18 protein-coding genes are annotated in these 21,065 nt (G+C 72.5%); 7 read left to right on the plus strand and 11 right to left on the minus strand.

What is annotated here, in order from left to right; all coding sequences use genetic code 11:
- Positions 1-3 precede the first annotated feature (3 nt).
- Together ABT340_RS17630 and ABT340_RS17635 are read left to right on the plus strand one after the other, a co-directional pair.
- Entirely contained in the window at positions 4-1,374 is a 1,371-nt protein-coding gene (locus ABT340_RS17630) for a transaminase (protein WP_352011803.1), read from the plus strand.
- Between the two features lie 568 nt (positions 1,375-1,942).
- Complete coding sequence (locus ABT340_RS17635) at positions 1,943-3,151, plus strand: cytochrome P450 (RefSeq protein ID WP_352011804.1); 1,209 nt, start codon at positions 1,943-1,945, stop codon at positions 3,149-3,151.
- On the opposite strand, the gene ABT340_RS17640 is transcribed toward ABT340_RS17635, so the two are convergent.
- Positions 3,141-4,172: a PP2C family protein-serine/threonine phosphatase gene (locus ABT340_RS17640; RefSeq protein ID WP_352011805.1), complete on the minus strand. Its 1,032-nt coding sequence runs from the start codon at positions 4,170-4,172 to the stop codon at positions 3,141-3,143. The two genes, ABT340_RS17635 and ABT340_RS17640, sit on opposite strands and share 11 nt — an antisense overlap.
- Positions 4,173-4,559: 387 nt before the next feature.
- Here ABT340_RS17640 and ABT340_RS17645 point away from each other — a divergent pair, with 387 nt between their 5' ends.
- On the plus strand, positions 4,560-5,003 hold the full coding sequence (locus ABT340_RS17645; protein ID WP_352011806.1) for a CBS domain-containing protein: 444 nt from the start codon (positions 4,560-4,562) through the stop codon (positions 5,001-5,003).
- Positions 5,000-6,292 carry an ArsB/NhaD family transporter gene (locus ABT340_RS17650; protein WP_352011807.1) on the plus strand — a complete coding sequence of 431 codons (1,293 nt, stop codon included), beginning with the start codon at positions 5,000-5,002 and terminating at the stop codon, positions 6,290-6,292. The genes ABT340_RS17645 and ABT340_RS17650 overlap by 4 nt, the downstream gene beginning before the upstream one ends.
- On the opposite strand, the gene ABT340_RS17655 is transcribed toward ABT340_RS17650, so the two are convergent.
- The 6 genes from ABT340_RS17655 to ABT340_RS17680 form a co-directional block, all read right to left on the minus strand.
- Complete coding sequence (locus ABT340_RS17655; RefSeq protein ID WP_352011808.1) at positions 6,289-7,299, minus strand: FecCD family ABC transporter permease; 1,011 nt, start codon at positions 7,297-7,299, stop codon at positions 6,289-6,291. The genes ABT340_RS17650 and ABT340_RS17655 overlap by 4 nt on opposite strands.
- On the minus strand, positions 7,296-8,363 hold the full coding sequence (locus ABT340_RS17660; RefSeq protein ID WP_352011809.1) for a FecCD family ABC transporter permease: 1,068 nt from the start codon (positions 8,361-8,363) through the stop codon (positions 7,296-7,298). The genes ABT340_RS17655 and ABT340_RS17660 overlap by 4 nt, the downstream gene beginning before the upstream one ends.
- Positions 8,364-8,381: 18 nt before the next feature.
- Positions 8,382-9,452 (minus strand): iron-siderophore ABC transporter substrate-binding protein, encoded by a 1,071-nt coding sequence (locus tag ABT340_RS17665; protein ID WP_352011810.1) that lies wholly within the window; start codon positions 9,450-9,452, stop codon positions 8,382-8,384.
- Between the two features lie 98 nt (positions 9,453-9,550).
- Entirely contained in the window at positions 9,551-11,341 is a 1,791-nt protein-coding gene (locus tag ABT340_RS17670; protein ID WP_352011811.1) for an ABC transporter ATP-binding protein, read from the minus strand.
- Entirely contained in the window at positions 11,338-13,032 is a 1,695-nt protein-coding gene (locus ABT340_RS17675; protein ID WP_352011812.1) for an ABC transporter ATP-binding protein, read from the minus strand. Before ABT340_RS17675 ends, ABT340_RS17670 begins: the two co-directional genes overlap by 4 nt.
- Before the next feature lie 64 nt (positions 13,033-13,096).
- Positions 13,097-14,365: a pyridoxal phosphate-dependent aminotransferase gene (locus ABT340_RS17680; RefSeq protein ID WP_352011813.1), complete on the minus strand. Its 1,269-nt coding sequence runs from the start codon at positions 14,363-14,365 to the stop codon at positions 13,097-13,099.
- Between the two features lie 373 nt (positions 14,366-14,738).
- On the opposite strand from ABT340_RS17680, the gene ABT340_RS17685 reads away from it, so the two are divergent.
- Together ABT340_RS17685 and ABT340_RS17690 are read left to right on the plus strand one after the other, a co-directional pair.
- Positions 14,739-15,257: a RidA family protein gene (locus ABT340_RS17685; RefSeq protein ID WP_352011814.1), complete on the plus strand. Its 519-nt coding sequence runs from the start codon at positions 14,739-14,741 to the stop codon at positions 15,255-15,257.
- An 84-nt stretch (positions 15,258-15,341) separates the two neighbouring features.
- Positions 15,342-16,253: a LysR family transcriptional regulator gene (locus tag ABT340_RS17690; protein WP_352011815.1), complete on the plus strand. Its 912-nt coding sequence runs from the start codon at positions 15,342-15,344 to the stop codon at positions 16,251-16,253.
- Between the two features lie 12 nt (positions 16,254-16,265).
- On the opposite strand, the gene ABT340_RS17695 is transcribed toward ABT340_RS17690, so the two are convergent.
- From ABT340_RS17695 to ABT340_RS17710, 4 genes are all read right to left on the minus strand, one after another.
- The gene (locus ABT340_RS17695; protein ID WP_352011816.1) at positions 16,266-17,156 is read right to left on the minus strand and encodes a D-alanyl-D-alanine carboxypeptidase family protein; all 891 of its coding nucleotides are present in this window, start codon (positions 17,154-17,156) and stop codon (positions 16,266-16,268) included.
- Between the two features lie 81 nt (positions 17,157-17,237).
- Positions 17,238-18,470, minus strand: a complete 1,233-nt coding sequence (locus ABT340_RS17700; protein WP_352011817.1) for a sensor histidine kinase — start codon at positions 18,468-18,470, stop codon at positions 17,238-17,240.
- Positions 18,467-19,132: a two-component system response regulator CseB gene (cseB, locus tag ABT340_RS17705; RefSeq protein ID WP_352011818.1), complete on the minus strand. Its 666-nt coding sequence runs from the start codon at positions 19,130-19,132 to the stop codon at positions 18,467-18,469. Before cseB ends, ABT340_RS17700 begins: the two co-directional genes overlap by 4 nt.
- A gap of 29 nt (positions 19,133-19,161) precedes the next feature.
- Positions 19,162-19,866, minus strand: coding sequence for a DUF2306 domain-containing protein (locus ABT340_RS17710; RefSeq protein ID WP_352011819.1), 705 nt, complete (start codon positions 19,864-19,866; stop codon positions 19,162-19,164).
- A gap of 315 nt (positions 19,867-20,181) precedes the next feature.
- Between ABT340_RS17710 and ABT340_RS17715 the strand changes: the two genes are divergently transcribed.
- The gene (locus ABT340_RS17715) at positions 20,182-20,961 is read left to right on the plus strand and encodes a TetR/AcrR family transcriptional regulator (RefSeq protein ID WP_352011820.1); all 780 of its coding nucleotides are present in this window, start codon (positions 20,182-20,184) and stop codon (positions 20,959-20,961) included.
- The last annotated feature ends 104 nt before the right edge of the window (positions 20,962-21,065 follow it).

A 21,065-nucleotide genomic window follows, 5' to 3' on the forward strand; every position in this document is an offset into this window, starting at 1 on the left:
ACGATGACGGATGACCGGACGGCCGTCGTGCCGCAGGGGATCGACGAACGAAGCCTCGCCGCGCTGCTGACGCGGGAGCGCGCCGCCTGGATCGAGGGCAGGCCGAGGTCGGCGGCGCTGTACGAGCGCGCCCGCGCCTCGCAGTTGCACGGCACACCGCAGCACTGGATCAGGCAGTTCCCGCCGCCGGTGCCGCTGACGGTCGAGCGGGCCACCGGCGCCCGCCTGCACGACGTCGACGGACACGACTACGCCGACTTCGGCCTGGCGGGCACGGCGGCGCTGTGGGGGCACGACCATCCCGCGATCGTCGCGGCGCTGCGTGACCAGCTCGGCCGGGGCAGCGTGACCCTGTGGCCGAACGAGGACCACGTGTGGGTGGCCGAGGAACTGCGGAACCGTTTCGGCCTGCCGTGCTGGCAGTTCGCCGTCTCGGCCACCGACGCGAACCGGTTCGCGCTGCTGCTGGCCAGGGTGGCCACGGGGCGGGAGCGGATCCTGATGTTCAACCGGGCCTACCACGGCGCGGTCGAGCAGACCTACGCCGTGCTGACCGAGGAGGGCGTCACGCCGCTGCCCGGCGTCGACACGGGCGGCGTGGACGTGCGGCGGACCACGAAGGTGGTCGAGTTCAACGACCTCGACGCGCTGGAACGGGAGCTCGCGCCACGGGACGTCGCCGCGGTGATCGCCGAACCGGTGATGACCAACGGCGGCGCGGTGATCCACCCCGACCCCGGATTCCACGCGGGCCTGCGTGAGATCACCCGCCGTACGGGGACCCTGCTGCTCATCGACGAGACCCAGACGATCCCGGCCGGTCCGGGCGGCTGCGTCCGTGAGTTCGGCCTGGAACCGGACCTCGTCACCATGGGCAAGTGGATCGCCGGGGGCGTCCCCGCAGGCGTGTACGGCATGTCCGAGGAGGTCGCCGCGGCGGCGGCGCGCTACACCCAAGACGGCGACGGCGGTCTCGGCAGCACGCTGGCGAGCGGCCCGCTCGCGGTCAGGGCCATGCGGGCGGTGCTCGAAGAGGTCATGACGGAGCGTACGTACGCGCACATGAACCGTCTCGCCGACCGTTACGGCCGCGGGATCGAGGAGGTCGTCGCGGCGCACCGCCTGCCCTGGCACGTCGGCCGCCTCGGGGGCCGCGTCATGTACGCCTTCACCCCGGAGCCGCCGCGCAACGCCGGGCAGCCCTATCCCCGGAGCGCCTCGCTGCGTGAGGCGCTGTGGCTGTACCTGGCCAACCGGGGGATCGCGCTCGACGGGATGAGCGGCGCGGCGCTGTTCTCGCCACTGTCGGAGGAGTCCGACGTCGACCGGCACAACGAGCTGTTCGCCAAGGTGATCGCCGAGCTCGTGGGGTAATGAGGGCGATGACGGAGCCCGGCGGGTTCACCGAGGCCACCGAGACCATCGGGCCGTCGAGGCCGCTGTGGTCGTCAAGGCCGGGGTGGGCCCGCCGGCGCACGGCCGCCGTCCGGTGACGAACACCGCACGACGGGGACCCGGACGGCACGGGCCCGAAGCCGAAACATTTCCTTAATACGGGTTCTTCGGGGAAGTCGTGCCGGGAAAGGTCTTTGCCTGGTTCGCGGTCGTCGTGTCACATGACCGGGTGCCGGAAGCGCTTTTTGGAACCGTGCTCCCCCGCTTCCTTCCCGCCCCGTCCTGGCCGGTGGGAGAGACTTCTGTGTACCCTTCGGCGCGGTGCGGGACAGAGAAAGCAGAGGCCGGAAACGGCCCGAATTGATGGCTTGAGCGAGCTTTTCTGGCCTTTTGTCCGGCCCAAAAAGTGCTGTATGGAACTTTAACGACACCGCCGTGTCGCCTCGGGACGTTAATGTTTTCCACAAAAACATCCTTGTCGGGAAAACCATTCAGTGAGAGCTTGGGAAAACGGCTCGTCGTCCACTTCGAGAGGTGTTTCCCGGCCATGGTTGATGACGTCAACGACCTCGCGGACTCCGCGGACCTGCCCGCGCTCCCCTTCACGCGGAGTAACCCTCTTGACCTGCCGCAGACCTACCACGCGTTGCTCAACGACGAACCGGTGGCCAGGGTGCGCACCCAGGCGGGCGACGTCGCCTGGCTGGTGACCGGCTACGAGGAGGCCAGGGAGGCCTTCGCCGAGCGACGCCTGGGCCGCTCGACCCCCACCCCGGAGCGGGTGTCCAGGATCTCCAACTCGGTGCTGCTGGGCGGCCCGCGCAGCGACACCATCGAGGTCGAGAAGGTCAAGCACGAGCGGATGCGCCGCCTGTTCGCCCCCGCCTTCTCCGCCCGCAGGATGAGCGCCCTCACGCCGCGCATCAGGGAGTTCGTCGACACGCTCCTCGACGACATGGCCGAGCACGGCCCCCCGGCCGACCTGCGGGAGCGCATCTCCCTCCCGCTTCCCGTGCTGGTGATCTGCGAACTGCTCGGCGTGCCGTACGCCGACCGCGGCTACTTCAGGAAGCTGGCCGAGACGGTGGGCAACCTGAGCGACCCGCGCCGGGCCCAGGACGCGATGGACGCGCTGAGCGAGTACACCAGGAAGATCGTCATCGACAAGCGGGAGAATCCCGGCGAGGACGTCTTCTCCGACCTGGCCAGGGCGGACGTGTCGGACGAGGAGGTCGCCATGCTCTCCGCCGGGCTGCTGTTCGCGGGCCACGAGACGACCATCAACCAGATCGACTACGGCGTGCTCCTGCTGCTGTCCAACCCGGAGCAGCGCGACGCCCTGGTCGCCACCCCGGAGATGATCGACAGGGCGGTCGAGGAGATCCTGCGGATCGCGGCCCCGAGCAACCACGGCCTGCCCCGCTACGCGCACGAGGACGTGACGATCGGCGGTGTGACGATCGAGCGCGGCGACGCGGTGATCATCGCCATGACGGCGGCCAACCGGGACGAGCGGGCCTTCACCGACCCCAACCGCTTCGACATCGGGCGCGCCCCCGGCAGCCAGCACCTCGGGTTCGGCTACGCGATCCACTACTGCATCGGGGCGAGCCTGGCCAGGATCGAGATGCGCGAGATGATCGGCGGCCTGTTCCGCCGCTTTCCCACGCTCGCCCTGACCGTGCCGCCTGAGGAGCTGACCGAGCAGAGCGACTCGCTCACCGGAGGGGTCGACCGCATCCCGGTCACCTGGTGATCCCGGCGCCGTCCCTCGCCGGAGGGCGGGAATGGCGGCGCAGCAGCAGCATCGCCGCGTCGTCCTGCAACGGCCCGCCGACGTGGTCGAGCAGGTCGGCGCGCAGTTCCTCAAGCGCGGCCTGGGGGTCGGAGCCGCCGAGCACCCACGCGCGGTCGAGGAGGGGGTAGAAGGCGCCGGAGGCGTCACGGGCCTCGATGACGCCGTCGGTGTACAGCAGGATCTGGTCGCCGGTCCCGAACGGCACCCGGTAGGGGGCGGGGACGGCGGGCCCGAGGGAGACGAGGCCGAGCGGGGGGATCTCCTCCTCCGGCTCGGCCAGCAGGATCCGGCCGTCGCTGCGCATGATCAGGGGCGGCGGGTGGCCGAAGTTCAGCAGGGAGATCTCCTCCTCGTGCACCTGGGCGAGGATGGCGGTGACGAACCTCTCGCCTCCCAGGTGACGGGCGAGGCTGTTTTCGAGCCGGTCGCCGATGCCCGGCAGGTCGGGTTCGTCGTAGGCCGCCTCGCGGAACGCGCCGAGCGTCCAGGCGGCGGTCTCGACCGCCTGCAGCCCCTTGCCCTGCACGTCGCCGATGAGCAGGCGCACCCCCTGCGGTGTGGTGACGACCTCGTAGAGGTCCCCGCCGATGCGGGCCTCGGCCGCGGCCGAGGTGTAGGACAGCGCGATGCGCAGGTCGCCCGCCCGGCGCGGCACCGGGCGCAACAGCACGTGCTGGGCCGTCTCGGCGACCATCCGCACGTTGGCCAGTTCGCGCTCGCGGCGGATGCGCAGGTGGGCGGCCAGCATGCTGGCGCCGGTCACCGCGGTGATCGTCGCGATCGTGAGGTTGTTCTGCCGGTTGAACAGCACGCCGCTGTAGGCCGAGAGCGGCAGGCAGATGGCCAGCGCCAGCGCGCCGACGAGTACGGTGCGCCGTACGCCGCCGGACACCGAGGCGAAGGTCGGCCCGAGGGTCAGCAGCGGCAGGAAGCCGAGCCTCGGACCGGCGAGCATGTCGGTCAGGCCGACGGCGCCCATCACCGCGAACGGAAGGATCTTGAGTACCGCCTGTGATCTGCGATGGATCTCCGGCGCCGGGGAGTGCAGGGCTGGCCTCCAGGAATCGTGGAACAGAACGCCTGCTGCTCATGGTGCCGAGAGAGCATCACGATCAGCTGGCAAGATTGCTCGATCAGGGTTCGTTCCTGTCCCGTGGGTGAGAACAGGGCACTGATAAAGTCGTCCCCGGTGAGCCGGGAAGCCTGGTCGGCGCTGTCATGCCGTATGGCCTGGAAGGTGCTCGCCGATGTCTCCGTCCCCGCCCGCCGGGCTCCTGACCCGCCCGGGGAACCACCGCCCGCCCGGCGGAGGACCCACGTCACCGGAACCAGTGCCGCGGGTCGCCGCGGCGAGGAGGACTCTCCGATGCGCGCACGCGACCTGCTGACCGCCTTTCCCACGGTCACCCTTGAGACCCCGGTCGCCGAGGCGGCCAGACTGCTGGCCGACCAGGGACTGCCCGGCCTGATCGTCGTCGACGGCGACGGCCTGCCCATCAGCATCCTGCCCGGCACGCAGGTGCTGCGCCTGGCCGTGCCCGGCTACTGCCAGGACGACCCGGCGCTGGCCCGGGTGGTCGACGAGGCGCACGCCGACGGCTTCCTGCGGGCGGTCGCCGGACGGACGGTACGTGAGGCGATGCCCCGCGAACGCAGGGAACTGCCGGTCACCGACCCGGACGCGACGGTGCTTGAGGTCGCCGCCCTCATGGCGCGCACCCACAGCCCGCTGGCCGCGGTCGTCGACGACGGCCGCCTGGTGGGCGCGGTCACCCTGCGGACGCTGCTCGACCGGGTCCTGGCCGCGTGAGCGCCCTCGCCTGGCTTTCGGTCGCGGTCTTCCTCGGCGCCTACGCGCTGATCGCCACCGAACGGGTGCACCGGGTCGCCGCCGCCCTCGGCGGTGCCGGGATCATGCTGCTGATCCACGCGACCGACGCCGAGGCCGCGTTCTTCTCCCAGCACACCGGCGTCGACTGGAACGTCGTCTTCCTGCTGCTGGGCATGATGGTCATCGTCGGCGTGCTCAAGCAGACCGGCGTCTTCGAGTACCTCGCGATCTGGGCCGCCAAACGGGCCAGGGGCAGGCCGTACCGGCTGATGGTGCTGCTGGTCGTCATCACCGCCTTGGCCTCCGCCCTGCTGGACAACGTCACCACCGTGCTGCTCATCGCCCCGGTGACGTTCCTGGTGTGCGAACGGCTGGCCGTACCGGTGGCGCCGTTCCTGATCGCCGAGGCGATGGCCTCGAACATCGGCGGCACCGCCACCCTGGTCGGCGACCCGCCCAACATCATCATCGCCAGCCGGGGCGGCCTGACCTTCAACGACTTCCTGGTCCACCTGGCGCCGCTGATCGTGCTGCTGATGGTGGTCTTCGTGGTGCTGTGCCGGTTCCTGTTCCGCGGGGCGTTCGCGCACGACCCGGCGCGGGCGGCCGACGTGATGGCACTCGACGAACGTGAGGCGATCACCGACCGCAGGCTGCTGTGGCAGAGCCTGGTCGTGCTGGCCCTGGTCCTGGTGGCCTTCGTGCTCCACCCCGTCCTGCACTACGAGCCGTCCGTCGTGGCGATCCTGGGGGCGGGTTTCCTGGTGGCCGCGACCAGGGTCACCGCGGAGGAGGCCATCTCCGAGGTGGAGTGGCCGACCCTGACCTTCTTCGCCGGGCTGTTCGTCATGGTCGGAGCGCTGGTCGAGACCGGTGTCATCGAACAGGTCTCCCGTGCCGCCGTCGAGGCGACCCAGGGGCGGCTCGGGGTGGCCGCCACGGGCCTGCTGTGGGGGTCGGCCGGGATCTCGGCGATCGTCGACAACATCCCGTACGTGGCCACGATGAGCCCCATCGTGGCCGACCTGGTGAACGCGGCCGGAGGCGGTGAGCACGCCAGGGTGCTGTGGTGGGCGCTCGCGCTCGGCGCCGACCTGGGGGGCAACGCCACCGCCGTCGGCGCCGCGGCCAACGTCGTCGTGCTCGGCATCGCCGCCCGCAACGGCACCCCGATCAGCTTCTGGGGTTTCACGAGGTACGGCCTCGTCGTCACGCTCGTCACCGTCGCCGTGGCCACGCCGTACCTGTGGGTGCGATACCTGCTCTAGCGGCGTCTGACCAGCAGCCACAGCAGGTACGGCGCGCCGACGACACCGGTCACGACACCCGCGGGCAGCGGCACGCCGGGCACCGCGAACTGGGCGACCAGGTCGGAGGCGAGCAGCAGCGCGGCCCCGGCCAACGCGGACGGCAGCAGGGCGACGGAGCCCGTCCGGACGACGCGGCGCGCCACCGGGGCGCTGACCAGCGCGACGAACGGCACCGGCCCCACGACGGCGACGGCCGTGGCGGCCAGGGCGGCGGCGAGCCCGAGCACCAGCGTCCGGACGCGCCCGACCCGCTCGCCGAGAGCCGTCGCCGGGTCGTCGCCCAGTTCGAGGACGGGCAGCCCGCGCCCCGCGGCCAGCGCGGCGGGCACCAGCACCACCCCGCAGGCCGCCAGCGTCAGCGAGGTGTCCCAGCCAGCCCTGCCCAGGCTGCCGTTGATCCACACCAGCGCCTCCTGGGTGTCGCGCACGTCGCCGCTGGTGAGCACGTACGAGACGACGGCCGTGCACAGGGCGGAGACGCCGATGCCGACGATGACGAGGCGGTGACCGGCGCGCCGCCAGGACAGCAGGTAGACGGCGGCGGTCGCGACCAGGGCGCCGCCGAGCACGACACCGGTCAACGACAGGCCGCTCAGCCCGAAGGCGATGAGCCCGAGAATCCCGGCCGCACCCGCGCTCTGCGTGACACCGATGACGTCCGGGCTGGCCAGGGGGTTGCGCAGGATCGACTGGAGCAGCGCGCCGGACAGGCCCAGGCACGCCCCGGCCAGCAGCGCGGTGAGCATGCGCGGCATGCGCAGTTCCATGATGACGAACCCGGTCATCGGGTCCGCGCGGCCGAGGACGGCGCCGAGGACCTCCTGCGGGCTGACCGACGCCTTGCCGAGCGCGAGCCCGCACACGGCCAGCGCGGCGATCCCGGCCGCGAGCACGGCGGTGACCCAGGCCTCGCGCAGCCGGGCCCGCCTGCGCAGCCTGCCGGTCGGTGATCCGGTGACGGTCATCGGCGTCCCCTCCCGCGCGGCCGTACCAGGGCGATGAGCAGCGGGGCGCCGACCGCCGCGACCACCACGCCCACCTGGAGCTCGCCGGGGCGCGCGACGATGCGGCCCAGCACGTCGCAGCCGATGAGCAGGATCGGGCCGGAGAGCGCCGCGTACGGGACCATCCAGCGGTGGTCGGGTCCCGCGAGCCCGCGTGAGGTGTGCGCGACGATCAGCCCGGCGAAGGCGACGGGCCCGGCGGCGGCGGTGGCCGAGCCGCACAGCAGCACCACCGTCAGCGTGGCGAGCGCCCGGGTGAGCCCGACCCGCTGGCCCAGGCCACGGGCGGTGTCCTCGCCCAGGGCCAGGCCGTTGAGCGGCCTGCTGACCGCGACGGCGAGGACGAGCCCGGCGGCGACGCCGGGCAGTGTCTGCCACAACACCGGGAACCCCCGGGCGGCCAGCGCGCCGACCTGCCAGAAGCGCATCTGGTCGAGGGCGGAGCGGTCGGTGAGCAGCACCGCGGTGACCAGCGAGGTGAGCGCCGCGGTGACCGCGGCCCCGGCGAGCACCAGGGTGACCGGGCCGGCACCGCCGCGTCCTCCGGCCCCGGCGACGCCGTACACGAAGGCGGTCACCACCGCGGCCCCGGCGAAGGCGAACCAGATCCTGCCGCCGTCCTGGACGCCGAGGACGCTGACGGCGACGACGACGGCCAGGGAGGCGCCGGAACTGACGCCGAGCAGGCCGGGGTCGGCCATCGGGTTGCGGGTCAGCCCCTGGACGACCACCCCGGCCACGGCCAGGCCCAGCCCGGCCACCACCCCGACGAGGGTCCGGGGCAGCCGCTTCTCGACGATCACCAGGTGGTGCGGGTCCGCCGGGTCGTAGTGGGTGAGCGCCTGCCACACCGTGCGCGGCGGCAGGGCGTTGGCGCCGACGGCGAGGCTGAACGCGCACACCGCGACCAGCGCGACGGCGAGCAGGAGCAGACCGGCGACCAGGGGGCCGGTCCGGCGCCGGGACGCGGGACCGGCAGGGACCGAGGGTCCCCGGGCGTCCCGGGGCGCGGACAGGACGGGCACGTACGGATCTCCAGAGGGCTACGCGCCGGCCTTCGCGGCGGCGGCGGCGAGCTGCGGGACGTACCGGTCGAGCATCCACGGGATGGACAGCACCGTCGGTGCGCTGCTGGCCATCACGAACGACTCACCCACGATGGGCGCGAAGCGCTTGTCCCTGACGTTGGGCATGGCCGAGATGACCGGGTCGGCGACGAACCTGTCGGCCTCCTTCTGGGAGCCGAAGTACATCACCAGGACGTCGGCCTCGATCTTGCCGACGTTCTCGTAGCTGACGTTGTAGAAGTAGGAGCCCGCCTTGGGGTCGGCGTCGAGCGCGGCGACGCTGGGGCTCACGGTCATGCCGAGGTCTCCGAGCAGCGCCACCCGGGGGTCGCTGGCCCGGTAGACGTTGAGCTGGTCGGCCTCGTTGGCGGCGCCGTACAGGAAGGACCTGCCCTTCAGGACCGGGTTGGCCGCGGCGAGGGAGGCGACGTAGGCGGCGGTCCTCTCCTTCAGGGCCGTGGCCTCGGCGCTGCGGCCGAGGGCCTTGCCGATGATCTCGACCTGGTCCTGCCAGGGCAGCGCCCAGGGCTTCTCCGGGTAGGCGACGACCGGGGCGATCCTGCTGAGCTTGGCGAACTCCTCCTTGGTGATGCCCGAGTAGGGGGCGAGGATGACGTCGGGGCGGACTTCGACGATCTCCTCGAACGGCACCTCACCGCTGTCGGAGCTGAGCAGGACCGGGGTGGCACCGCCCAGCTCCTTGATCTTGTCCGCGTCCCAGGGAAACACGCCGTCGGCGTCCCCGCCGTAGGTGTTCCTGGGCATCGCGACCGGGACCACGCCGAGGGCGAGCACGGCGTCCTGGCTCGACCAGCCCCAGGTGACCACGCGCTCCGGCCTCTTGGTGATCACGGCGTCGCCGAGCGCGCTGGGGATGGTGACGGGGAAGGCGTCGCCGGAGGGCACGGCGGGGGAGGCGGCCTGGCCCGGAGAGGACTGCGTCCCGGGTTCGGTGGGAGAGGCGGAGCACCCGGCGAGCGCGAGGGCGGTCAGGGCGACCAGCGCGGCCAGTGCGGTCCTGGATCGCGACCGTACGGCGGTGAGCATGCGATCTCCAAGTGACGGAGGGAGATTTAGGTAAGGCTTACCTTATAAGTATCTTCCGTCACTCTGTCACCGGGGGTGGGGGAACGGTGACAGGTGGATCATTCCGCCGTGGCCCGGGTGTCCGACCAGGCCTCCCACAGGGCGGCGTAGCGCCCTCCCGCGGCCAGCAGCTCCTCGTGCGTGCCGCTCTCCGCCACGCGTCCGTCCTCCATGACGACGATCCGGTCCGCCGTCGCGGCCTGGGTCAGCCGGTGCGCGACCACCAGGGCGGTACGGCCCTCGGCGGCGCGGGCGGCGGCCCGTTCGAGCGCGCGGGCGCCCGCGCTGCCCGCCTCGGCCGTCGCCTCGTCGAGCACCGCGACCTCCGGGTCGGCCAGTACCAGCCGGGCCAGCGCGAGCTGCTGCACCTGGGCGGCGGTGAGCCGGTGCCCGGCCTCGCCGACGACCGTGTCAAGCCCGGCGGGCAGTGCGCGCGCCCACTCCAGTGCGCCGACCAGGGCGAGCGCGGAGCACAGCTCCTCCTCGTCCGCCTCCGGCCTGGCCAGCCTCAGATCCTCGGCCAGCGGCCCGGCGAACACGTGCGACTCCTGCGTGACCAGCACCACCGCGCGCCGCGCGCCCGGCCGGGCGGCGGGCAGCCGTACGGTCCCGGACGAGGGGCGCTGGACGCCCGCGACGATCCTGGCGAGCGTCGACTTGCCCGCCCCGCTCGCGCCGACCAGCGCGACCTGCTCACCGGGGCGCAGGACGAGGTCCACCCCGCGCAGCACCGGTCGTCCCGCCTCGTAGGCGTGCCCGGCGTCGGTCACGGTGACCGTCCGCGGCTCCGGGCCCGGTTCCCGCCCGGCCTCCGGCTCCGTCCCGGGTTCCGGGGGAAGCGTGGCGACCCCCGCCAGGCGCGCCAGCCCGGCCAGGGCCGACTGCGCGTCGTCGAGCAGCACGAGCGCGTTGTTGATCGGGCCGAACAGACTGTGGAAGTACAGCGCGGCGGCGGTCGCGGTGCCGATGGACGCCGAGCCATCCTGAACCAGGAGGAACCCGGCGAACAGTACCGCGGCCAGCCCGATGTACTCGGCGATGTGCAGCCGGCTGTAGAAGCCCACCACGAGCCTGACCCCGCGCATCGTCAGCTCGATCGCCGCCCGCGAGGCGTTCGCGACCCGCCCGGCGTGCTCCTCCTCCATCCGGAAGGCCCGTACGGTCTCCGCGCCGCCGATCGTGTCGAGCAGACGCTGCTGTATCGCCCCGGCCGCGACGCGCTGGCGGGCGTAGAGCGGCACCGCGTTGCGCACGTACCAGCGGGCGGTGTGCGCCTGGACCGGCACCGCGAGCAGCGCGGCGACCAGGAAGCGCCAGTCGAGCAGCGCCATGGCGCCGAGCGTCAGCACGATGGCCAGCAGGGAGCGGGCCAGTTCGGGCAGGGCGTTGCGCACCGACTCGGCCACCCGGGACACGTCACCGGTGACCCGGGCCGTCAGGTCGCCGGAGCCCGCCCGTTCGACCCGCTCCTGCGGCAGCAGCAGCGCGCGCTCGACGAACCGCTCCCGCAGCGCGGCCAGCATGGTCTCGCCGAGCCGCGAGACCAGCGTCAGCCCCAGCGCCGTCGCGCCGCCCTGCAGGAGCGCGACGAGCACCAGCAGCACGGCGGGACCGGTCAGCTCCGTGGCGGGACGGCCCTCGGCGACCAGGTCGACGATGTGCCCGAGGAGCGGCTGGGGGAGCAGCCCGAACGCGGTCGCGCCGACCATCACGGAGAACCCGGCGGTGGCGAGCCCGCGGCGCGGCCGCAGCAGCTCCCACACGAGGGCGCGGGTCCGCGCCGGGGAGGCCGTCGGCAGCGCTCCCTCGGGCGGCGCCGTCTCCGGCTCCCTCCCGCGGTCCCGGGTCACGTCAGCACCGCCGAGCGGTAGGTCTCGTTGCGGCGGGCGAGCTCGGTGTGCGGCCCGGTCTCCACGATCCGGCCGCCGTCCAGCAGCACCACCCGGTCGGCGACCGTGAGCAGCGCCGGGCTGGTGGTGACCATGATCGTGGTACGGCCCCGGCGCAGCTCGCGTATCCCGGCGGCGATCCTGGCCTCGGTGACCGTGTCGACCGCCGTCGTCGGGTCGTGGACCACCAGCACCGGCCGGTCGGCGGCCAGCGCCCTGGCCAGGGCGACCCGCTGCCGCTGCCCGCCGGAGAGCGACCGGCCGCGCTCGGCGACCGCCGTCTCCTGCCCGTACGGCAGGGCGCGGGCGACCTCGTCGGCTCCGGCCGCGGCCATCACCCGCCCCAGATCGGCGTCCTGTTCGGCGACGGCTCCGACGTTGCCGAGCAGTGTGCCCTCGAACAGGTCGGCGTCGTGCGCGGCGACCAGGACGGCGGAGCGCAGGTCACCGGGGTCGAGGTCGCGCAGGCTGACCCCGTCGAGCTCGACCGTCCCGGTCTCCGGGTCGGCCCGCCGGTCCAGGCAGCGCAGCAACGCGAGAGCGTCCGCCGGGTCGGTCGCGGCGACACCGAGCAGTTCGCCGGGCGCGACCTCCAGGTCGATCCCGCGCAGCCCGGCGTGCCCGACCGCGCGCAGGCTGAGGCCGCCCCGGAGGTCACGCGGCAGCCGTGCGGCGCCGGGGGTGACGGCGGGCGGCGCGGCCAGCACCTCGGCGATCCTGGTGGCAGAGGCCCTGGCCTGGGCGAAGGCGGTGTTGACCCGGGCCAGCGACTGCAACGGCCCGATCAGGAACAGCGCGAGCCCGACCGCGGAGATCAGGTCGCCCAGGCTGATCCGCCCGCCGGCGGCCAGCCGTCCGCCGGACAGCCCGACGACCGCGATGAGGCAGCCGGTCAACGCCAGGACCACGCCGTTCTGCAGCGCCTCCGCCCTGGCCGCGCGCATCGTCGCCGCCAGGGAGTCGCGGCTGGTCGCGCGGTACCTGTCCAGGGCGGCCCGTTCCGCGCCGATGCCCTTGAGCACCCGCAGCCCGGCGACCAGGTCGGCGGCCACGCCGGAGGCGCGCGCGGCCCGGTCCTGCTCGGTGGCGCTGCGCCGTTCGAGCGGCCTGCTCAGCAGGTGACCGAGCCACAGCAGCGCCGGGGCGCCTGCCAGCACGACCAGGCCGAGCGGGACCGAGATCCACAGCAGCACGGCGGCCCCGGCCAGCAGCCCGGTGAACGTGGCGGCGGCACCGGGGATCGCGTTGGCCAGCGCGCCGACCCGCCTGGCGTCCTCGGTGGCGATTCCGGCGAGCGCGCCGGGAAGCCGCCCGGACTCGGCGCCGCCGCCGGGATGCAGGACCCGGCCGACGACCTCGGCGCGCAGGGTGTGCGCGATCTCCTCCATGGCGCGGTCGGAGGCGCGGGCGCCGAACCGGTAGCTGAAGGACAGCACGAGATAGACGACCGCCAGGACCGCGAGCCAGCGCAGCAGGGCGCCGAGGTCACCCGCGACGACACCCTGGTCCACGGCCAGGCCGATCAGCACCGGAACCGTGGCCTCTCCCGCCTGGTGCCCGGCGCGCAGCACGGACCCGGCCAGGACCAGGCGTCGCCGCCCGCCGAGCGCCCGGCGCAGAACCACCTGTCCCGGCGACCTCGACCGGCTCACCCGCGCCTCCCGACGTCATGATTAGGGAAGGCTAGCCTATTGTGCGGGTAATGTCCGTTTTGAGTCAGCGATGTCGGTCAGGTGTGTCATTCAGCGCCTTCACCATCCGGTCGAGGGCGGCCTCCCACTGAGCCTCGTCCCTGGCGTAGCAGACCCGGAACCGCCCGACCCCCGACGGCCCGAACTGGTAGCCGGGACTCACCACGACCCCCGCCTCCCGCTGCAGGAGACGGGCCACCGCCACGTCGCTGAGGCCGAGCGCCGAGACGTCGGGCCACAGGTAGGCCGTGCCCGCGCCGGGCCGTACGACCAGGCCGTCGACCTGACGCAGCCGCTCGACGGTCAGGTCGCGGATCACGCGCAGCTCCTCGACCCGGCGCCGCACGAACTCCCGGTCGTCGACCAGCCAGCGGGTGAGCAGCTGCTGGGCGTAGGCGGGGGCGCGCAGGCAGGTCATCGCCATCACCTGCTCGATCGCGTCCACGATCTCCGGGGGCGCGACGACGACCCCGATCCGGTAACCGCTGAGCGACTCGGTCTTCGACCCGCCGAGCATGGTCACCGTCCGCTCCGCCATCCCCGGCTGGGCCGCGAGATGGAAGAACGGGACGTCCGGATAGACCAGCCTGCAGTACAGCTCGTCGACGACCACCAGGAAGTCGTGCCGTACGGCCAGGCGCGCCAGGCCGCGGACCGTCTCCTCGGTGTAGACCGAGCCGGTCGGGTTGTTGGGGTTGGACGTCAGCAGCAGCCTGATCCCGTTCCCGGCCACCTCGTCGAGCGCGTCCAGGTCGAGCTGCGGCCCGTCGGGACCGTCCACCATGCCGACCCGCACCACCCTGGCGCCGAGGAAACGCAGCATCCGCTCGACGAACAGGTACTCCGGGTCGGCGAGCGCCACGGTGTCGCCGTCGTCGACCAGCGCGCTGAGCGTCGTGAACAGGCCGCTCTGAGTCCCGGCGGTCAGCACGAGGTGACGGTCGGGATCGACGTCCACGCCCAGCAGTTCCGCGACGGGACGGGCACAGGCCCGCCGTACCCCGTCGCCGCCCCGGTAGGCGGTGTAGGCCAGTTCACCGTCCCCGGCGGCCAGGGCGAAGGTCTCCAGCGCCCAGTCCGGCGGCGGGAAGCGCACGGTGTCGAAATGGGTCGTGTCGAGCAGTCCGTGCCCGGCGCCGTCCAGCCGCAGGCTGAGATCGGCCTCACGCACGGACGAGCCGATGAGCCGCGCCCGTTCCGGCAGGTGGGTCGCCCGCAGGCGCCGTGACTCCAGCCGTGACTCCAGCCGTGACCCCGGCTGTGATCGCGGCTGCGGTTCCGGGTTCTGTTCCATGGAATGCCCCGTCGCTCTCATGTGGTTCGCTCCGTTGAAGTCGCCGACGCGTCCCGTCGTGTCGAGGCGGTGGCCGGTGGGTCGTCTCGGAACCGCCGCGGTCAATCAAGTGAACGGGAACCCCCGGGAAACGGGCAAGCGCGGGAATCTGCACCGTCTCTTTTAGCTTTGCTAACGGGCCCCGGCGCGGTCGCCGCCCGGCCCGCTTTTTTAGCGGACGTTAAAACACCGATTTCGAAAACGTTTCTTGTCCGGTCTCCGGGCTTTTTGGCAGACTCTGCGGTCGGCGACGGGACCTCTTCCCGTGGCCGCCGTCCGCCCCGGCAGGGTTCGGGACGGGGCCGGGGCACGTCGCCCACAGTGAGGAGCCGCCATGGAGCCGAGCGACCAGACGTCCAAGGACGCGATCACCCGGGAGGAACACCGGACCGCCTCGCCGCCGGCGCACGGCACCGTACCCGTCCACACCGAACGGGCGCCCTCCCCGGCCGGGCACTACGCCCAGGCCGTACGGGCGGGCGACTTCGTGTACGTCTCCGGCCAGGTACCACGCGCGCCGGACGGCGGTTACACGCCCGCCGACGTGCGCGCCGAGACACTGCTGACCCTGCGCAACCTGGCCGAGATCTCCCACGCGGCGGGCGGCGGCCTCGGGGACGTGGTGAAGGTCACCGCCTACCTGGCGCGGCCCGAGTACTTCGGCGAGTTCAACGCGGCCTACGCCGAGTGTTTCGGCGGCCACCGCCCGGCCCGCACCACGGTGGTCGCGGGGCTGCGCGAGGTGAAGGTCGAGGTGGACGCGGTCCTCCACCTGCCCGCCCCGCCCGCGGAGGGCGACGCTCGACCCCCCGGAGGCCATCGCTGTAAGCTGCCGGACGAGCACGAGCCGTAGGCCGACGGCGTGTCCTGCCGGTCGCGTCCCGCGGACCACGGCGGGAACCACGGCGGGAACCACGGCGGGAACGAGGTGACATCCGTGACCAACCTGAGCCTCGCCGGCCTTCGCGCCATCGACGCCCTGGCGACCCACGGGTCGGTGACCGCCGCCGCGGGCGCCCTCGGCTACACCCCCTCGGCCATCTCCCAGCAGATCGCCCGGCTCGAACGCGACGTGCGCCAGGTCCTCATCGACCGCCAGGGACGGCGGATGACCCTGACGGTCGCCGGTCGCATCCTCGCCGAGGCCGCCGGTCGCATCGTGATCGAGCTGGAGAGCATGAACGCCGAGCTGCAGGCGCAGACGGAGACGGTCACCGGCCCGTTGCGCGTCGCGGCCTTCCCCACCGCGGCGCGGGGGGTGATCCCGGCGGCGATGCGGGAGCTCGGGCAGACCTGGCCGTCGCTGGAACCGCAGCTCGTCGAGGTCGACTCCCACCGGGCGGTGGAACTCGTGGCCAAGGGCACCGTCGATCTCGCCGTGGCCCACGACTGGGCCGCGATGCCACTCGAACTGCCCGAGGGGCTGCACTCCCGCCACCTGGGCGACGACGTCTCCGACGTGCTCGTCTCCCACACCCACCCGCTGGCCCGCCGGGCCTCGGTCGAGTTCGACGACCTGCGGGAGGAGAGCTGGCTCTACGAGCCGGGGTCCGTGGCCCACGACTTCCTGCTCAACGCCTACCGCGACGCGCCGGGTACGGCCCGCTTCACCCACATGGTCAGCGAGTACGCCAGCCAGATCGAGATGGTCGGCGCGGGACTCGGCGTGGCCCTGGTCCCCAGGATGGGCCGGGGGCCGCTGCCCGCGACCGTCCGCGCGCTGCCCGTCAGCTCGGCCCCGCTGCGCCGCGTCTACGGTGTGTGGCGGACCGCGACCGGGCGGCGGCCGGCCCTCACCGCCGCGCTCGGTGTGCTGGAGACGGTCTGCGCACGGCTCGGGCGGCACTGACCGGCCCGGTTCTCACCGGGCGGGCAGCGGGGAGTCCGGGCCGGTCAGCCATCGCTCGACCGCCTCGCTCATCCGCCCGCCCACGTCGAGCGCCGCGGCCTTGGCGGCCACCGGGTTGGTGCCCGCGGCCTGGGAGAGGATCACCCCGAGCACCAGGCGTCCCCGCACCCGGGAGGCCCAGACCAGGTTGCCTCCTGCGGCGGTGCCCGAGCCGGTCTTGACGCCGATGACGCCGTGCCTGTTCAGCAGCGTGTTCGTGTTGGCCAGCCTGAGCGCGTCCCCGGGGACGACGGTCTCGGCCCGGGAGACCACCTCACGGAAGACCGGGTCACGCATCGCCTGCCTGGCCAGCCTGAGCTGGTCGGAGGCGGTGCTGACGGTGCTGTCCTCGTTGCCGCTGGCGCCGGTGTACGTGGTGGCCTTCATGCCCAGGCGGCGGGCCTCGGCGTTCATCCGCGCGACGAAGCGCTCCTGGGAGCCGGAGTCCCAGCGGGCCAGGAGACGGGCCACGTTGTTGCCCGAGGGCACCAGCATCAGCTCAAGCATGCGGCGCAGCCGTACCCTGCGGCCCTCCCGCAGCGGGACGGTCGACTCCTGCGGCAGGTAGGACTCGTTGGCGGCGGTGTGGTCGACCGTGACCAGCGGGCCGTTCTCGCCGGGCCGCAGCGGGTGGCGGCGCAGGATCACGTAGGCGGTCATCACCTTCGTCACGCTGGCGATGGGCACCGGCCGCCGCCCGCCGCTGAGACCCAGGTTGCCCACCCCCTCGACCTCGACCGTGGCCTGCCCCTCGGCGGGCCACGGCAGCGGCACGCCGGGCACCGTGGCTCCGGAGACGGCCGGTACGGCGCCGCAGCCGCTCAGCAGGACGAACGCCAGGAGATAAGCCAGGACATATCGCATACGTGAAACGGTGCGCCGCTGATATCTCCGGCCCGTCGCCGTCGTGTCTTCGCCGTGGCTTAATCGTGTATCAGCCGTGTATCAGGCAGGGAGCCTGAGGGTGGCGACGGCGCCGCCCTCGGGGGCGTTGGCCAGGGTCAGGCCGGCGCCGATGACGTGTGCCTGGCCGAGCGCGATCGTGAGCCCCAGACCATGGCCCCGGCCGCGTTCTGCGGCACCGGTGCGAAAGCGCTTCGGCCCGTCGGCCAGGAGCTCGGGCGGGAAACCCGGCCCGTGGTCGCGGACCTCGACCACGTTGTCCCCAACGGTGATCTCGACCGGCGGGCCGCCGTGACGGTGGGCGTTGAGGACGAGGTTGGCCAGGATGCGGTCCAGGCGGCGCGGGTCGGTCTCGGCCACCGGATCCCCCAAGACGGTCACCGCCACCTCGACCCCGACGCGGGCCGCCGACCGTCGCGCCAGCTCGGCCAGCGGCACCCGGACCCGCTCGGCCACCTCGGCGCCCGCGTCCAGCCTGGAGACCTCCAGCAGGTCCTCGACCAGCGAGCGCAGCACCCCGACCCGGTCACGCACCAGGTCGGCCGCCTCCCCCTCGTCGAGCAGCCCGGCCACGGTGACCAGACCCATCAGCGGGGTGCGCAGGTCGTGGGCGACGTCGGCGGTGAAGCGCTGCTCGGCCAGCAGCCGGTACTGCAGACTCGCCGCCATGGAGTCGACGGCCACGGAGATGTCGGCGATCTCGTCACGCCCGAGCCCGCGCCCCGGGGCGGAGACACGGGCGTCCAGGTCGCCGTCGGCGATCCTGCGGGCGGTGGCGGCGACCCGTCTCAGCCGCCGGTTGGTCAGCTCGGCCAGGCCGACCGAGACCGGGACCACGACCGCGAGCGCGATCAGCGCGGCCTGGACCATGGCACGGTCCAGGGCGTGCAACCTCACCCTCTCCGAGCCCATCTCCAGCCGGGAGAAGGCCACCAAATCCCCGTCGATCCGCTGCGCGGCCCACATCCACGGCCGCGTCGGCCTGCCGTCGTCATACCAGGCGACGGCCTCGTCGCCGGTCAGCAGAGCCCGCAGGGAGTCGGGCAGCTCGCCGAGCCGCCCGATCCGCCCGATCCAGGCGGCGGGATCCTCGGCGGGAGCGTTCGCACGGTAACCCTCGACGGCCTTGTGGACCGACTCCACCGCCCGCTCCTTGGCCTGCCCCATCGTGCGGTCGAGGGTCGTCCGGTGGACCAGCACCCCGACCACGGCGGTCACCGCGCAGCAGGCCAGCGTGATCAGCGCCGCCACCTTCCAGCGCAGCGAGGGCTTCATGCCTTGCGCAGCTTGTAACCGAACCCGCGCACGGTCTCGATCCGGTCAGCGCCGATCTTCTTGCGCAGCCGCTGCACGCACAGGTCGACGACCCGGCTGTCGCCGTCCCAGCCGTAGTCCCACACGTCGCGCAGCAGGGTGGCGCGTTCGAGCACGATCCCCGGGTTGGCCGCGAACTCCAGCAGCAGCCGCAACTCGGTCGGCGCCAGCGCCACCGGACGCCCGCCGAGCCGTACCTCAAGGGCGGCCGGATCGACGGTCAGCTCGCCGAACCTCAGCACGCCGGGCTGGGAGACCGGGACGGTGGTACGGCGCAGCAGCGATCTGATCCTGGCCACCAGCACCGGGATGTCGACCGGTTTGACCACGTAGTCGTCGGCCCCGGCCTCCAGCCCGGAGACCACGTCGGGGGAGTCGCCGCGCGCCGACATCATCAGGATCGGCACCTGGCTGGTCTCCCTGACCCTGCGGCACAGGCCGATGCCGTCGAGCCCGGGGAGCATCACGTCGAGCACCAGCAGGTCGTGGTCACCGGCCAGGAAGGACTCCAGGCCGCCCAGGCCGTCCGAGGCGGTGGCCATGCGGTAGCCGTACCGCTCAAGGGCCATCGAGACGCCTCTGCGGATCACGTCGTCGTCCTCGACGAGCAGGATGGAGGTCACGATGTACCTTACGCCCCGGACCGCCCTGTTCACCGCCGCAGCGGGTCGCGGTCGGGGAGGCCTGCCGACGCTGCCCGGCGGGCCGGCGACGCCAGTGTGCGCTGGATGATGAAGTACTCGGCCACGACCACGTTGACCAGGATGGACGCCCAGCCACTGGCGTCGTAGATCTCGTCGAACGGCAACGAGACGAACGACTGCTTCAGCTGCAGGCCGACGGCCAGATAGACGCGCAGGGAGACGGCGGCGAAGGTCAGGGCGTAGTTACGGATCATCCAGATCCGATGCAGTTGTACGTCGCCGCGGCGAATGCTCCGGTACGCCTCGGCCAGCGTGTACAGCCAGGCCACGACGAGCAGGTAGAACGCGACCTGGATCGAGAAGCCGCTGAGTGAGAACGTCGCGGCGAACGCCGCCGCGCCGGAGGCGATCAGGACGGAGATCATGTAGACCCGGCCCATCACCCGGTGCAGCCCGGGCCTGCGGACGCGCGGCCAGGTCATGAACTGCAAGGGGCCGATGATCAGAGCAAGACCGCCGGGAACGGCGTGCACGGCGAGGGATAGGTAGTGCAGCGCCACGTTCGGGTCGATCGGCACGTTGCTGTCGGCCGGGTTCCCCGACAGGTAAGGGGGCACCGCGTAGGCGGTGATGCCGATCGCGGACACGGCCATCAGCCCCCACAGTGCCCACCACCGGCGGCGGCTGGTCCTGAGGGCGGGCGAGGCGGTCATAGGGGTACTCCAATACCGGTGGACGAGTGGGCCTGCCGACGGGGTTCGGGTCCGGCCGGACGGATATCGCGTTGAGGACGGCGCCGCCGCCCGGATGCCTCTTCGGCGGAGCGCTCCACCACATGTCCGGCACCGCAGGGGCGGCGGATCCCGGCGTCCCGGGTCGGTGCCGGTCACCACCCCTCCTGTGGGCTGGGCCGTTTCCCGTGGGCGTTCATCACGCTAGTGAGCGGAAAGAGAATTTGGCAGTGTTAGATTTTCCGAACAGGGCGCGGTTTCCTTGGAGCCGTGAAGGGGATGCCGTACGGTCACCGCATGACATCCGACGAAGCGGCTACCGACGTACCGCCACTGCGCCGGCGGCGCCGGGCCGTCGCCGTCCAGGAGATCGTGACCGCCGCCGAGCGCCACCTCACCGAACACGGGCCCGCCGCGATGTCCCTGCGAGCGGTCGCCCGAAGTCTCGGAATGACCGTGCAGGCGCTCTACCACTACTTCCCGAGCCGGGACCACCTCGTCACGACACTCATCGCCAAGGCGTACGACGACCTCGCCGACGCCGTGCAGGGTGCCGTCGACGCCGCCCCGGACAGGACGACGGTGCCGCGTGCGGTGCTGGCCGCCGAGGGCTACCGACGCTGGGCCATGGTCAATCCCGAGCGGTTCCAGCTCATCTACGGAACGCCGCTGCGGCACTACGAGGCGCCTGCCGAGGGGCCGACCACCCAGGCCGTCCGTCGGATGAGCGCCATATTCATGCGTGAACTGTTCGGTGAGTTCTCCACGGAGCAACTGGCCGCGGCCGACACCCCGGAACTCTCACCTTCGTTCAGGGCGCACCTGGAACACCTGCCCCCGGACGGCCTCGGAGCCCTGCCGCCCCCCGCGGTGTCCCTCTTCCTGGACGCGTGGGGGCGCATGCACGGTCTCGTGGCCCTGGAGGTGTTCGGGCACACCACGTTCATCGGCGCCCACCAGGCCGAGGTCTTCCACGTGGCGATGCGGAACATGTGCAGAGACGTTCACCGCCGGATTCCGGCGGACCGGGCCGGTCTTCGAGAAGCGGGAGACGCACGGCAGGCTTCGAGGCCCTGAGCCACTCGTGAAGTGGCGTCGTGGTTGCGATCATTTACCCCAGGCGTGTTCCCGGTGGCGGGCCGCCGTCCGAAGTGTGACCAGACCTGAGGCGGTTGCTTGAG

The sequence above is a fragment of the Streptosporangium sp. NPDC000239 genome, assembly GCF_040300765.1.
Lineage (GTDB): Bacteria > Actinomycetota > Actinomycetes > Streptosporangiales > Streptosporangiaceae > Streptosporangium.